Annotated in this window: 14 protein-coding genes; 11 read left to right on the top strand and 3 right to left on the bottom strand. The window is 63.8% G+C overall.

The window, feature by feature from the left end; genetic code table 11:
• Window positions 1–54 precede the first annotated feature (54 nt).
• The 3 genes from M9924_02385 (at window position 55) to M9924_02375 (ending at window position 2,508) form a co-directional block, all read left to right on the top strand.
• The gene (locus tag M9924_02385) at window positions 55–999 is read left to right on the top strand and encodes a DnaJ domain-containing protein (GenBank protein MCO5063242.1); all 945 of its coding nucleotides are present in this window, start codon (window positions 55–57) and stop codon (window positions 997–999) included.
• Window positions 1,000–1,071: 72 nt separating this feature from the next.
• A complete protein-coding gene (gene fabI, locus M9924_02380) occupies window positions 1,072–1,890 on the top strand; it encodes an enoyl-ACP reductase FabI (protein MCO5063241.1) in 819 nt (272 codons plus the stop codon).
• Between the two features lie 18 nt (window positions 1,891–1,908).
• The gene (locus M9924_02375) at window positions 1,909–2,508 is read left to right on the top strand and encodes a histidine phosphatase family protein (GenBank protein MCO5063240.1); all 600 of its coding nucleotides are present in this window, start codon (window positions 1,909–1,911) and stop codon (window positions 2,506–2,508) included.
• A gap of 3 nt (window positions 2,509–2,511) precedes the next feature.
• Here the strand turns inward: M9924_02375 and M9924_02370 are convergent, their stop codons facing one another.
• A complete protein-coding gene (locus M9924_02370; GenBank protein ID MCO5063239.1) occupies window positions 2,512–2,757 on the bottom strand; it encodes a DUF1344 domain-containing protein in 246 nt (81 codons plus the stop codon).
• 171 nt (window positions 2,758–2,928) lie between these two features.
• Here M9924_02370 and aroC point away from each other — a divergent pair, with 171 nt between their 5' ends.
• The 8 genes from aroC to M9924_02330 all read left to right on the top strand — a co-directional run bounded on the left by aroC (window position 2,929) and on the right by M9924_02330 (window position 11,371).
• Window positions 2,929–4,029 (top strand): chorismate synthase, encoded by a 1,101-nt coding sequence (gene aroC / locus M9924_02365; GenBank protein ID MCO5063238.1) that lies wholly within the window; start codon window positions 2,929–2,931, stop codon window positions 4,027–4,029.
• A 29-nt stretch (window positions 4,030–4,058) separates the two neighbouring features.
• Entirely contained in the window at window positions 4,059–5,156 is a 1,098-nt protein-coding gene (gene ribB / locus M9924_02360; GenBank protein ID MCO5063237.1) for a 3,4-dihydroxy-2-butanone-4-phosphate synthase, read from the top strand.
• Between the two features lie 48 nt (window positions 5,157–5,204).
• On the top strand, window positions 5,205–6,134 hold the full coding sequence (locus M9924_02355; GenBank protein ID MCO5063236.1) for a histone deacetylase family protein: 930 nt from the start codon (window positions 5,205–5,207) through the stop codon (window positions 6,132–6,134).
• 3 nt (window positions 6,135–6,137) lie between these two features.
• A complete protein-coding gene (locus M9924_02350; GenBank protein MCO5063235.1) occupies window positions 6,138–6,389 on the top strand; it encodes an exodeoxyribonuclease VII small subunit in 252 nt (83 codons plus the stop codon).
• Between the two features lie 21 nt (window positions 6,390–6,410).
• Window positions 6,411–7,331 (top strand): pirin family protein, encoded by a 921-nt coding sequence (locus M9924_02345; GenBank protein ID MCO5063234.1) that lies wholly within the window; start codon window positions 6,411–6,413, stop codon window positions 7,329–7,331.
• Between the two features lie 79 nt (window positions 7,332–7,410).
• Entirely contained in the window at window positions 7,411–9,324 is a 1,914-nt protein-coding gene (gene dxs / locus M9924_02340) for a 1-deoxy-D-xylulose-5-phosphate synthase (GenBank protein MCO5063233.1), read from the top strand.
• Between the two features lie 50 nt (window positions 9,325–9,374).
• Complete coding sequence (locus M9924_02335) at window positions 9,375–10,133, top strand: TlyA family RNA methyltransferase (protein ID MCO5063232.1); 759 nt, start codon at window positions 9,375–9,377, stop codon at window positions 10,131–10,133.
• Complete coding sequence (locus M9924_02330) at window positions 10,130–11,371, top strand: class I SAM-dependent RNA methyltransferase (protein ID MCO5063231.1); 1,242 nt, start codon at window positions 10,130–10,132, stop codon at window positions 11,369–11,371. Before M9924_02335 ends, M9924_02330 begins: the two co-directional genes overlap by 4 nt.
• On the opposite strand, the gene M9924_02325 is transcribed toward M9924_02330, so the two are convergent.
• Window positions 11,368–12,075 (bottom strand): NAD-dependent deacylase, encoded by a 708-nt coding sequence (locus M9924_02325; protein MCO5063230.1) that lies wholly within the window; start codon window positions 12,073–12,075, stop codon window positions 11,368–11,370. The two genes, M9924_02330 and M9924_02325, sit on opposite strands and share 4 nt — an antisense overlap.
• Entirely contained in the window at window positions 12,075–13,490 is a 1,416-nt protein-coding gene (gene tldD, locus M9924_02320; protein MCO5063229.1) for a metalloprotease TldD, read from the bottom strand. The genes M9924_02325 and tldD overlap by 1 nt, the downstream gene beginning before the upstream one ends.
• Between the last annotated feature and the right edge of the window lie 117 nt (window positions 13,491–13,607).

The following is a 13,607-nucleotide window of genomic DNA, read 5'->3' as shown; positions in this document are numbered from 1 at the left end:
CAGCATATTAGAGGGCGAGAATTCACACTTCCGTGAAAGGTTGAAAAACTGACAGTGCGCGACCCCTATGAGGTGCTGGGTGTGCCGAAAGCGGCTTCTGCGAAGGACATCAAATCGGCCTATCGCAAGCTGGCCAAGCAGTATCACCCGGACCAGAACCCGAACGACCCGAAGGCGAAGGATCAATTCGCCGCCGCCAATCAGGCCTATGAGATACTGGGCGATGAAAAGCAGCGCGCGGCATTCGACCGTGGCGAGATCGGCCCGGACGGCAAGCCTTTGTACCAGGGCTTTGAAAGCGCCGGGGGCGGCGACCCGTTTGCCGCTTTCAGGCAGCGCGGCGGCGATCCGCATTTCGAATTTCGTTCGACCGGGGGAAACCCGTTCGGCGACGCCGGGCCGCAATTCGGCGGGGGCGGCGATGCCGACGACATTTTCAGCCAGATCTTCGGAGACGCTTTCGCCGGAGGCAGCGGGCGGGCGAATGCGCGCCAACGCAAGCCGCCGCGTGGCGAGGACCTTTCGGCCACGCTCGAGATTTCGGTGGAGGAAATGGCGACCTCGGCCCGCGTCAGCGCCATTTTCCCGGATGGCCGCAAGCTTGCGGTGAAGCTGCCCGCCTTTGTGGAAGATGGCCAGACCATCCGCCTCAAGGGTCAGGGCCTGCAAGGTCCGGGCGGTTCGGGCGACGCGCTGGTGAAGATCAGGCTGCGCACCCATCCGCGATATCGCATCGAGGGGCGCGACCTGCATGTCGACCTGCCCGTGCCGCTGCGCGACGCGGTTCTGGGTGCGACCGTCCCGGTCGAAACGCCCACCGGGCGGCTCGGCGTCAAGGTGCCGGCCTGGTCCAGCTCGGACAAGATCATGCGCCTGAAAGGCAAGGGACTTCCGCTGAAAGGCGGCGGCCATGGGGATCTCTATGCCCATGTCCGCGTTATGCTGCCGTCGGGAGGCGATCCCGAAATCGAGGCGCTGATGCGCAAGAAGGCCGTGTAAGCGCAGCTTGATGGCCGCTTGTGCCTGTGCAATAGGCACGCGAACTGAAAACCTAGTCTGGAGTCTCTCGATATGGCAGCAGGACAGGGCCTGATGGCAGGCAAGCGCGGCCTGATACTCGGCGTCGCCAACAATCGGTCTATCGCCTATGGCATCGCCAAGGCCTGCGTCGGCCAGGGCGCGGAAATTGCGCTGACCTATCAGGGCGACCAGTTCAGGAAGCGCGTCGAGCCGCTGGCGGAAGAACTCGGCGCCGAGCTTGCCGGCCACTGCGACGTCACCGACGAATCAAGTCTCGACGCGGTGTTCGACGGCATCCGCGCGAAATGGGGCAAGCTGGACTTCCTCGTTCACGCCATCGCCTTTTCCAACAAGGAAGAGCTCGACGGCCGCTATGTCGACACGACGCGCGACAACTTCTTGATGACGATGGACATTTCGGTCTTTTCCTTCACCACAATCGCAAGGCGCGCCGAGGAACTCTTGACGGATGGCGGCTCGCTGCTGACGCTCACCTATTACGGCGCGGAAAAGGTCATGCCGCACTACAACGTCATGGGCGTCGCCAAGGCCGCGTTGGAAGCCAGCGTGCGTTATCTCGCCGTCGATCTTGGCTCGAAGAACATCCGGGTGAACGCTATTTCCGCCGGTCCGATCAAGACGCTCGCCGCCTCGGGCATCGGGGATTTCCGCTATATTCTCAAGTGGAACGAATACAACGCGCCGCTCAAGCGCACGGTCTCGGTGGAAGAAGTCGGCGATGCCGGCCTTTATCTTCTCTCGGACCTGTCGCGCGGCGTGACGGGAGAAGTGCATCACGTCGATTCCGGCTATCACGTCGTCGGCATGAAGGCCGTCGACGCGCCGGACATCTCGGTCGTCAAGGAGTAACGGAAGGCAGCCTGCACATTGCCGGAACACCCAACGCCGCTGGTCTATTTCATTCGCCACGGCCAGACAGACTGGAACGCGGAAGGGCGCTTTCAGGGCCAGAACGAGGTCGACCTGAACGCCGTCGGGCGCACGCAGGCGGACCGCAACGGACACCTGCTCGGCAAGTTGATTCGGGATCCCTCAGACTTCGATTTCATCGCAAGTCCGATGCGGCGCACGGTCGAGACCATGCAGCGCATTCGCGCTGCGATGGGGCTGGCGGCAGACGATTTCCGCACTGATGCCCGCCTTGTGGAGGTGCATTTCGGCGACTGGCAGGGCCAACGCCTGTCCGACCTGAAGCGGCTTGCGCCGGACCTGTTCCGGCAGCGCAGGCGCGACAAATGGAACATGGTTCCCCCGGGCGCCGGGGGCGAGAGTTACCAGATGCTGCTGGCGCGCGTGCGCCCGTGGTTCGAAGCGCTCGACCGGCCAACCGTCTGCGTTGCCCATGGCGGCACGATACGGGCCGTGTTCCGGCTTGTCGGCGATTTCGCGGACAATGCCGCGGCAGACCTCGCCATTCCGCAGGATCGCATCCTGCGGCTGCAACAGGGCAGGCTGGAGTGGCTTTAGGCTTTACTCCGGCAACTGCATGTCGGCGATGAGGTTTTCTCCGTCCACCTTGTCGTAGGAGATGACTATATCCATGCCTTCCTTGAGGGAGGCGACGTCGAATTCGCCGGGTAATTTGTAAGTCTTGCCGTCGCTCAGCGTAATCGTGCTGTTATCCGCATCGATCTTTTTGATTTCGCCCTCGGCGTCGGCCGCCATTGCTGCGGATATGGACAGGAGGAGGGCGGCAATAGTCGGCACAAAGCGCATTTGCTTCTCTTTATTTTTTATTGTCGGCATGAATGACAGGCGGGAATGAATATTATGAATGTGTCAGAAATTGCACCTCAAGCCAATGCGAAGCCGCTCCGCATCGTTTGACCACAGTGGAAAACCTCAATAGAAGGCCGGAAACGTCGCTCATTCGGCCAAGATCATTCCATGTCGCACAACACGTTCGGTCATCTGTTTCGCGTGACCACCTGGGGCGAGAGCCACGGTCCGGCGCTTGGCTGCGTGGTCGATGGCTGCCCGCCCGGCATCCGCTTCAAACTGGCTGAAATCCAGGCCGATCTCGACCGCCGCCGCCCCGGCCAGTCGCGATTCGTGACCCAGCGCCGCGAGCCGGACGAGGTGAAGGTGCTCTCCGGCTTTGTCATGGACGAGGACGGCGAGACCATGATCACCACCGGCACGCCGGTTTCCATGCTGATCGAAAATGTCGACCAGCGCTCCAAGGATTATGGCGAGATTGCCCGGCAGTACCGTCCCGGCCATGCCGATTATGCCTATGACGTCAAATACGGTCTGCGCGACTATCGGGGCGGCGGCCGATCCTCGGCCCGCGAAACGGCGGCGCGCGTGGCGGCAGGCGCACTGGCGCGCAAGGTCGTGCCGGGGCTGGTGGTTCGCGGCGCGCTCATCGCGATGGGCGAAAAGGCTATCGACCGCTCGAAATGGGACTGGGACTTCGTGCACGACGCGGAAAACCCGTTCTTCACGCCCGATCGCGATTCGGTCGATGTTTTTGCCGCCTATCTCGACGGCATCCGCAAGGAAGGGTCTTCCGTCGGCGCGGTGGTCGAGGTGGTCGCCGACGGCGTTCCCGCCGGGCTCGGCGCGCCGATCTATGCCAAGCTCGACCAGGACATCGCCTCCAACCTCATGTCGATCAATGCGGTGAAGGGCGTCGAGATCGGGGCAGGCTTCGAGGCCGCCCGCATCACCGGCGAGCAGAATGCGGATGAGATGCGCATGGGCAATGATGGTCGTCCGGTATTCCTGTCGAACAATGCGGGCGGCATTCTGGGCGGCATTTCGACCGGCCAGCCGGTGGTCGCGCGGTTTGCGGTCAAGCCCACCTCCTCGATCCTGACGCCGCGCCGGTCCGTCGACCGGGACGGAAAGGAGGTCGAAGTGGTGACAAAGGGGCGGCACGACCCCTGCGTCGGCATCCGGGCGGTGCCCATAGGCGAGGCAATGATGGCTTGCACCATAGCAGACCATTTTCTGCGCCATCGCGGCCAGACGGGCCGCGTGTAGAATTGAACATCGGAACAGCCGGAACGCCAATGCCTTACGACCAGAAGAAAATCGTTGAAGCCCTGCGCGCCTTCGAGCGCGGCGAGATCGTCGTGGTGATGGACGATGACGGGCGCGAGAACGAGGGTGACCTGATCGTCGCGGCGGTGCATTGCACGCCGGAAAAGATGGCTTTCATCGTGCGCCACACCTCCGGCATCGTGTGCACGCCGATGACGCGGGAGGACGCGCGCCGCCTGAACCTCGCGCCAATGGTCGCCGAAAACGATTCGGCTCACAGCACCGCCTTTACGGTTAGCGTCGATTTCAAGCACGGCACGACGACGGGCATCTCCGCCGACGACCGCACGCTCACGGTGCGCAACCTTGCCAACGGCAATGTGGGGGCCAGCGATTTCGTTCGGCCGGGCCACATATTCCCTTTGGTGGCGCGCGAGGGCGGCGTGTTGATGCGCTCCGGCCATACGGAAGCCGCCGTCGATCTCTGCAAGCTCGCCGGCCTGCCGCCCGTCGGCGTGATCTGCGAATTGGTCAATGATGACGGCACGGTAACGCGCGGGCCGCAGGTGGTGGATTTTGCGGAGAAGCACGGTCTGAAGCTGGTGTCGGTGGCGGACCTGATCGCCTATCGGCAGCGGCAGGAAACGCTGGTCGAGCGGGTCGAGAGCTTCGACATCGAGACGGCTGCGGGCAAGGCCAGGGCCTATGCTTATCGGTTGCCATGGGACCCGATGCAGCATCTGGCGATTGTGTTTGGCGATATACGCGACGGGGAAAACGTTCCGGTGCGCCTGCACCCGGAAAATGTCGTCGCGGACGTGTTCGGAACCGGCCAGCGTCTCGACGCGATCATGGCAGGATTTGCGCAAGCGGGCCGGGGCGTCATCGTCTATCTGCGCGAAGGTTCGGTCGGCGTCGGAAAGGGCGGACGCCCGAGGCAGTCCTCGGAAGGCGAGAGCCACGAGGAGGCACTGCGCCGGGAGAGCGAATGGCGCGAAATCGGCCTTGGCGCGCAAATCCTGAAGGATCTGGGTATCGGCTCCATCGAACTGATCGCCTCGCGGGAGCGGCACTATGTCGGCCTCGAAGGCTTCGGCATCCGAATCCTTAGGACAGAAATCCGCTGAGCCGCGTTTTGCGTGGCGACAACGACGTTTGCCGCCTATGTTAGCGGCATGACGACCCGCCTTTACACGCATCCGATCTATCTGGAACACCTCACGCCCGCCGGACACCCGGAGCGGCCCGACCGGATTCGCGCGATCGAGGCGCAACTTGAGGAATCCGGCTTCGAATATCTCGACCGCAAGCGCGCGCCGAAAGGCGACGAGGCGTCGATCCTGCTGGTGCATCCGGAATCCTACATGGAGGATCTGCGCAAAAAGATCCCGGAGGAAGGAATAGCGCGCATCGAATCAGACACATCCGTCAGCCCGAAAAGCTGGGAGGCGGCGCTCACCGCCATCGGCGCGGCGACGGCCGCGGTGGACGATGTGTTCAAGGGCAAGGCGGACAATGTGTTTGTCGCCGCGCGCCCGCCGGGACACCATGCGGAAAAAACCACCGCCATGGGCTTCTGCATGTTCAACAACGCGGCCATTGCCGCGCGCCATGCACAGAAGAAGCATGGGGCGACGCGCGTGGCAATCATGGATTGGGACGTGCACCACGGCAACGGCACGCAGGACATTTTCTGGGACGATCCCTCGGTCCTCTATGTCTCCACGCACCAGATGCCGCTCTATCCGGGCACTGGCGCGAAGGACGAAACCGGGCTCAACGGCAACATCGTCAACGCCCCGCTTTCGCCCGACAGCGGCGGCGACCTCTTTCGCGAGGCGATGCGGTCGCGCGTGCTGCCTGCCATCCGCAATTTCGCCCCGGACCTGTTGATAATCTCCGCCGGTTTCGATGCTCACCATCGCGACCCGCTTGCGCAGATCAACCTGACCGAGGACGATTTCGACTGGGCCACGGGCCAGTTGATGGACCTGGCCGAGCGCTATTGCGACAACCGGCTGGTGAGCCTGCTGGAGGGCGGCTACGACCTGCAGGGACTGGCGTTTTCCGTGGGCGCTCATGTGAAGCGACTGATGAAGGGATAGGCAATGGCGGAAGAGAGCAATCAGGACATCGCGGCCATGAGCTTCGAGCAGGCGCTCGATGCGCTGGAAAAGATCGTGGACGATCTCGAACGCGGCGAGGTTCCGCTCGACCAGTCGATCCGCATCTACGAACGCGGCGAGATGCTGAAAGCTCACTGCGCGCGCCTTCTCAAGGCCGCCGAGGACAAGGTCGAAAAGATAAGGCTGTCGCGCGACGGCAAGCCGGCAGGCACGGAACCGCTCGACGCCGAATAAAGGCAGCAAGGGAGAAATCGCATGAGTTTCTTTCCCGGAAGCGACCCGGACCCCGGCGATGCGTTCGCCTGCGACCAGATCGAGCTGATGCTCATTCCGAACTCGCGCGACATCGGCGGCTTCGAGGTGCGGCGCGCATTGCCGACCGCAAAGCGCCGTATGGTCGGCCCGTTCATCTTCTTCGACCGCATGGGTCCCGCGATCCTGCGCGGCGATCAGGCGCTGGATGTCAGGCCGCATCCGCATATCGGGCTTTCGACGGTCACCTATCTCTTTGACGGCAAGATACGGCACCGCGATTCGCTCGGCACGGAAATGGTGATCGAGCCGGGCGACGTGAACCTGATGACCGCCGGGCGCGGGATCGTACATTCGGAACGCTCGCCTGAAGAGCTGCGCGGCAATCCGATGGCGATTTCCGGCCTCCAGACATGGCTGGCGCTGCCCGACGCGAAGGAAGAAATCGCCCCCCTGTTCGAGCACACGACGCAGGACCGATTGCCGGTGTTCAGCACGGACGGCGCCCATGGCCGCCTCGTAATCGGTGAACTCGAAGGGCTGAGCGCGCCCGTCTCCACCTACCATGACACGCTCTATGCGGATGTGAGGCTGGATGCGGGCGGGTCATTCCGCATCCCGGCCATCGCGGAGGAGCGCGCCATCTACACACTCGACGGCGAAGTCTCGATTGCCGGCGATGTCTTTCCCGCAGACCGCCTGCTCGTGTTCAGGCCGGGCGACGAAATCGTCGTGTCATCGGGGCAGGGCGCGCATTTCATGCTCTTCGGCGGTGCCAAGATGGGCTCGCCGCGCTATATCTGGTGGAACTTCGTTTCCTCCTCGAAGGAGCGGATCGAGCAGGCGAAGAACGAGTGGAAAACGGGCCGTTTCGATATCGTTCCGGGCGATGAGGAAGAATTCATACCGCTGCCGGACGGCTGATATGGCAATGCGGCGCATTTACTTTGGTCGAAACCGCGACTATTTCCATAGCGTTTTGCACTGAAAAGACACCATTTACGTGAAATCACCGCCCCACACGCCGCTGCTGGACAAAGTCCGGACACCGGCTGACCTTCGCAAGCTGAACGAAAGCGAGCTGCCGCAACTCGCCGAGGAGTTGCGCGCCGAGCTGGTGGACGTCGTTTCGCACACGGGCGGCCATCTTGGCGCGGGCCTTGGCGTCGTCGAACTCACGGTGGCGATCCACCACGTCTTCAACACGCCGCAGGACCGGCTGATCTGGGATGTCGGCCATCAGGCCTATCCGCACAAGATCCTCACCGGGCGGCGCGACCGGATGCGCACCTTGCGGCAGGAGGACGGCCTATCCGGGTTCACCAAGCGCGCCGAAAGCGAATACGATCCGTTCGGCGCGGCACATTCCTCGACCTCGATTTCCGCAGGGTTGGGCATGGCCGTGGCCCGCGACCTGCATGACGGCAAGAACAATGTCATCGCCGTCATCGGCGACGGAGCGATGTCGGCGGGCATGGCCTTCGAGGCGCTTAACAACGCGGGTGCGCTCGGTTCGCGCCTGATCGTCATTCTCAACGACAACGACATGTCGATCGCACCCCCGACCGGGGCCCTGAGCGGCTATCTCGCGCGGCTGGCGGTCGGCAAGACCTATCTGAGCATCCGCGATTTCGGCAAGAAGCTGACCGCCTATCTCGGTCGCCGCGTGGACCGAGCCATCACCCGCGCTGTCGAGCATGCGCGCGGCTACGTGACTGGCGGCACGATGTTCGAGGAGCTTGGCTTCTACCATGTCGGTCCCATCGACGGGCACAATCTGGAACACCTCATTCCGGTGTTGAAGAATGTCCGCGACAATCATGATGGCCCGGTGCTGGTCCATGTCGTGACGCAGAAGGGCAAGGGCTACGGTCCCGCCGAGGCGTCCGCCGACAAATATCACGGCGTCAACAAGTTCGACGTGGTGACTGGCACGCAGGCGAAGGCGCCCGCGAACGCGCCCGCCTATACCAAGGTGTTCGCCGAAAGCCTGATCGAGGAAGCGCGCCACGACGACAGGATCGTCGCCATCACCGCCGCCATGCCGTCCGGCACAGGGCTCGACTTGTTCGGCGAGGTTTTCCCACAGCGCACATTCGATGTCGGCATTGCCGAGCAGCACGCGATCACCTTCGCGGCGGGGCTTGCAACGGAAGGCTACAAACCCTTCGCAGCGATCTATTCAACATTCCTCCAGCGCGCCTACGATCAGGTGGTGCATGATGTGGCAATCCAGAAACTGCCGGTCCGCTTCCCGATAGACCGCGCGGGGTTTGTCGGCGCGGACGGCCCAACTCATTGCGGCGCCTTCGATACGACCTACCTCGCCTCGCTGCCGGGCTTCGTCGTGATGGCTGCTGCCGACGAGGCGGAACTGCGGCATATGGTGCGCACCGCCGCCGACTATGACGAAGGCCCGATCTCCTTCCGCTATCCGCGCGGCAACGGCGTCGGGGTCGAAATGCCGGAGCGCGGCTCCTTCCTCGAAATCGGTAAAGGCCGGATCGTCAAGGAAGGCAGCAAGGTGGCACTTCTGAGCCTCGGAACGCGGCTTGCCGATTGCCTCGCCGCCGCCGAAGAACTGGACGCGGCGGGGCTTTCCACGACCGTCGCCGATGCCCGCTTCGCCAAGCCGCTCGACGTGGATCTGGTCCGCCGTCTGGCACGCGAGCACGAGGTGCTGATTACCGTGGAGGAAGGCTCCATCGGCGGTTTCGCGAGCCATGTGCTGCATTTCCTTGCGACCAACGGCATGCTCGAAAACGGCCTCAAGGTGCGCCCACTGATCCTGCCCGACGAATTTACCGACCAGGCCAAGCCCGAGAAGATGTACGCCAATGCGGGGCTGGATTCGGCGGGAATCGTGCGTGCGGTCTTTGGCGCTCTTGGCCAGTTGGACCAGGCCGCCCGCGCCTGAATCAGGATGTCAGGCACAGACCGTAACTCTCTGTTCTGCAAGGCGTGTCAGTGGCTGAACAATCGGGAAATCGCTTGCGCCTCGACGAACTTCTGGTTCGGCGCGGCCTGTTCGGCAGCCGTTCGCGTGCGGCGGATGCGATAAGGCGTGGCGCGGTGAGCGTCGAGGGCGGCGCAGCGCGCAAGGCCGGGCAGGTCGTTCTGCCCGATGCGCAGATCGACATCGCCGATCCGGCGCTGGCCTATGTGTCGCGCGCCGCGCTCAAGCTGGTCGCGGGCCTCGACGCATTCGGCTTCGATCCGTCCGGCACGACGGCCCTCGATATCGGCGCATCGACCGGCGGCTTTACGCAGGTTCTGCTTCAGCGCGACGCGCGCCGCGTGTTCGCGCTCGATGTCGGACATGGCCAACTGGCCGACAGCATCCGTAACGATGCGCGCGTGACCGTCCGGGAAGGGCTGAACGCGCGCGACCTCACATTGGGCGACCTCGACGGTATTCGGCCTGATTTTCTCGTCAGCGATGTCAGTTTCATCTCGCTGAAGCTTGCCTTGCCGCCCGCGCTGGAACTGGCGGTTCCGGGCGCGCGAGGTGTTTTTCTGGTCAAGCCGCAATTCGAGGCAGGACGCGAAGCCATCGGCAAAGGCGGGCTGCTGAAGGACGAGGCTGATGGTCCGCGTGTCGCCGAAGCGCTGCGCCAGTGGCTGGACGCCGCGCCCGGCTGGCGCGCGGTCGGGCTGGTGGCGTCGCCCATCGAGGGCGGTGACGGCAATCGCGAATTTCTGCTGGGCGGTGTGAAGGACAGATGAGCGCGCGCTTCTCAATCGAGCGGCTCGGCGCTCAGGGCGACGGTGTCGCACAGACGGAGACCGGCCCGGTGTTCATCCCGTTTTCGCTGCCCGGCGAGACCGTCACGGCAGCGCGCGAGAAGGACCGCGCGACTCTGATGGCCGTGCTCGATGCCTCGCCCCTGCGGGTCGATCCGGCATGCAGGCATTTTGGAGAATGCGGCGGCTGCGCCCTGCAACATCTCGAACCCGCCGCCTATCTCGAATGGAAGCGGCTGAAAGTCGTCGATGCGTTGCGCGCGAAGGGCATCGCCACACCGGTCGCCGATCTCGCGCCATGCCCGCCCCGCTCGCGCCGCAGGGCGGTCTTTTCGGCGCGCCGCACCATCAACGGGGCTGTGCTCGGCTACAACCGCGCGCAATCGCACCACATCATCGACATTGAGGAGTGCCCGGTCGTGTTGCCGGAGATCGAGGCGGCGCTGCCCGTGCTGCGCGATCTTGGCGCGGAGTTCGCGGAGGCAGTCGACGCGTTCCACCTCACCGTTACGGCCACCGCCAGCGGACTGGATGTCGCGGCCTCCGGCGTCGGCAAGTTGAGCGACAAGCGGAGGCAGGCGCTCAGCGGTTTTGCGCTCAGGCAGAGGCTCGCCCGCCTTTCCGTCGATGACGAGATCATCGTCGAGCCGAGCAAGCCGGTGATCCATTTCGGCGCGGCAAGCGTGACGCCGCCGCCCGGCGGGTTCCTGCAGGCGGTTGCCGAAGCCGAGATGGCGATGGCCGCGCTCGTCGTGCCGCACATGAGGCGCGCGAAAAAGGTGGCCGATCTCTTTGCCGGGGCAGGGGCCTTTTCGCTTCGGCTGGCTGAAGGGTCGGAGGTGCATGCGGTGGAAAGCGATGCCGCGGCCCTTGCCGCGCTCGACAGAGGCTTTCGCCACACGGCGGGGTTGAAGCGCGTGACTGTCGAGCGGCGCGACCTCTTCCGCCGCCCGCTGACATTCAAGGAACTCACCAGTTTCGACGGCTTGGTGTTCGACCCGCCGCGCGCGGGCGCGGAGGACCAGTCGAAGCAGATTGCCCGCAGCGATGTGCCGTTCGTGGCGGCGGTGTCGTGCAATCCGCTCAGTTTGGCGCGCGACCTCCGTATTCTGCTCGATGGCGGCTACAGGCTCGTCTCGGTCACGCCCATCGACCAGTTTCTCTGGTCGCCGCATGTTGAGGCTGTGGCGCTGCTCGAAAAGCCGAGACGAAGACGCTAGTCACCCATAAGGATGCGGTCCACATAGTCCGGGACGATCTTCGTTGCCTTGCCCTGGATGGCGTCGTGAAAGGCGCTGTGGCCTTCGGACGGCTCAAGGTTCAGTTCGACCGTATGCGCGCCATGCGCGCGTGCGAGGTCCACGAATCCAGCCGCCGGATAGACATTGCCGCTGGTGCCGATGGACAGGAAAAGATCGCATTTTGCCAACGCCTGATGGACGTGGTCCATGTGGTAGGGCATTTCCCCGAACCACACGACATCTGGCCTCAGATAGCCCACGGTCCCGCAGGCAGGGCAAGCGGAATCCTGCTTCATATCGTCTGGCCAGTAGCTGCGGCTTTCGCACACGGTGCAAAGCGCGCGCTCCAGTTCGCCATGCATGTGGATCAGGTTCTTCGTGCCCGCCCGTTCGTGCAAATCATCGATGTTCTGCGTGACGACCAGAACGTCGCCGGGAAACGCTTCTTCGAGCCGCGCCAACGCTTCATGGGCCGCATTCGGCTTGACCTTCGCCAACCCGCGCCGCCGCATATTGTAGAAATCGAACACCAGCTTCGGGTTGCGCACGAAGCCCTCGGGGGTCGCGACGTCCCGATAATCATATTTCGACCAGATGCCGTCCTTCGCGCGAAACGTGTCCACGCCCGATTCGGCGGAAATGCCCGCGCCGGTCAGGATCACGATGGACCGCACGCGGGCCATCAGGTGCGGGTGCCGCCGACCGTGACCTGGTTCATGCGCAGGTGCGGCTGGCCGACGCCCACCGGCACGCCCTGTCCGGCCTTGCCGCATGTTCCGATGCCGGTGTCGAGCTTGAGATCGTTGCCGACCATGCTGACGCGGTGCATCGCGTCGGGACCGTTGCCGATCAGCATGGCGCCCTTGATCGGCTGCGTGACCTTGCCGTCCTCGATCATGTAGGCCTCGGTGCAGCCGAACACGAACTTGCCGCTGGTGATGTCCACCTGTCCGCCGCCGAAGGAGACGGCATAGATGCCGTGTTTTACCGAGGAGATGATCTCTTCGGGTGTGTGGCTGCCGGCAGTCATATAGGTGTTGGTCATGCGCGGCATTGGCTGGTGTGCATAGGATTCGCGCCTTCCGTTGCCGGTCGGCCTCATGCCCATCAGCCGGGCGTTCTGGCGATCCTGCATATAGCCGACCAGCCTGCCGTCATCGATCAGTACATTGTAAGCGGAGGGCGTGCCCTCGTCGTCGATGGTGAGCGAGCCCCGGCGTTCGGCAATCGTACCGTCGTCGACGACCGTCACACCCTTCGCCGCGACCTGCTGGCCGAGCAGCCCCGCGAAGGCGGATGTTTTCTTGCGGTTGAAGTCGCCTTCGAGTCCGTGGCCGACCGCCTCATGCAGCATGATGCCCGGCCAGCCGCTCGAAAGCACGATGTCGAACGTTCCCGCCGGGGCAGGTACGGCGTCGAGATTGACCAGTGCCTGCCGCAGGGCTTCGTCTGCAGCCGACTTCCAGCTCTGCTCGGCAAGGAACTCGCCGAACGCCTTGCGTCCACCCATGCCGTGCGAGCCGGTTTCCTGCCGGTCGCCGTCGCCCACGACGACGCCGACATTCACCCGCACGAGGGGGCGGATGTCGCGCACGAGCTGGCCGTCCCCGCGCAGGATTTCGACATGCTGCCATGAGGCGGCAAGCGATGCCGTGACCTGCCTGACACGCGGATCGCGACCACGCACATAGGCGTCGATCTCGTGAAGAAGCTTCGCCTTATCCCCGAAACCGGGTTCGGCAATCGGGTTTTCCTCACCGTAAAGATGGGTATTGGTGCGCTGCGGCGCGTCAGCAAGCGTTCCGGCATAGCCAGCCTTGACGGCGGAAACCGCATCAGCGGCGCGCAAAAGCGCTGCCTCGGACAGTTCGCCGGAATGCGCATAGCCGCTCGCTTCTCCCGCGATCGCGCGCAGCCCGAAGCCCTCCGCCGTGCTGAAATTCGCGGTTTTCAAGCGGCCATTGTCAAAGACCAGCGCCTCCCCCTGCGACTGTTCGAGAAACAGCTCCCCGTCGTCCGCACCCTGGAGCGTATCGGCCACGACCTGCTTGAGCCGGCTTTCGGATACATCGAATTTTTGCAGGAGGGATTCGGACATGACGCGCCTCGCGGAAACAAACTCACCGCCTCATTTATGCTGGCGGGGCTCGACAATCCAGTGCGCAATGCGCCGATGGGCGAGCGCGCAATAAACCAAGGGGTGGGCGTCAAGGCG

The sequence above is a fragment of the Rhizobiaceae bacterium genome (assembly GCA_023953835.1).
Lineage (GTDB): Bacteria > Pseudomonadota > Alphaproteobacteria > Rhizobiales > Rhizobiaceae > Mesorhizobium_G.
The sequence above is the reverse complement of the archived record's forward strand: the minus strand, read 5'-3'. Positions and strand labels throughout refer to the sequence as shown.

Coding starts and splice junctions, on each gene's coding strand:
- fabI (MCO5063241.1), top strand. CDS start 1,072: ATGGCAGCAGGACAGGGCCTGATGGCAGGCAAGCGCGGCCTGATACTC.
- M9924_02370 (MCO5063239.1), bottom strand. CDS start 2,757: ATGCGCTTTGTGCCGACTATTGCCGCCCTCCTCCTGTCCATATCCGCA.
- aroC (MCO5063238.1), top strand. CDS start 2,929: ATGTCGCACAACACGTTCGGTCATCTGTTTCGCGTGACCACCTGGGGC.
- ribB (MCO5063237.1), top strand. CDS start 4,059: ATGCCTTACGACCAGAAGAAAATCGTTGAAGCCCTGCGCGCCTTCGAG.
- M9924_02355 (MCO5063236.1), top strand. CDS start 5,205: ATGACGACCCGCCTTTACACGCATCCGATCTATCTGGAACACCTCACG.
- M9924_02350 (MCO5063235.1), top strand. CDS start 6,138: ATGGCGGAAGAGAGCAATCAGGACATCGCGGCCATGAGCTTCGAGCAG.
- M9924_02345 (MCO5063234.1), top strand. CDS start 6,411: ATGAGTTTCTTTCCCGGAAGCGACCCGGACCCCGGCGATGCGTTCGCC.
- M9924_02330 (MCO5063231.1), top strand. CDS start 10,130: ATGAGCGCGCGCTTCTCAATCGAGCGGCTCGGCGCTCAGGGCGACGGT.
- M9924_02325 (MCO5063230.1), bottom strand. CDS start 12,075: ATGGCCCGCGTGCGGTCCATCGTGATCCTGACCGGCGCGGGCATTTCC.
- tldD (MCO5063229.1), bottom strand. CDS start 13,490: ATGTCCGAATCCCTCCTGCAAAAATTCGATGTATCCGAAAGCCGGCTC.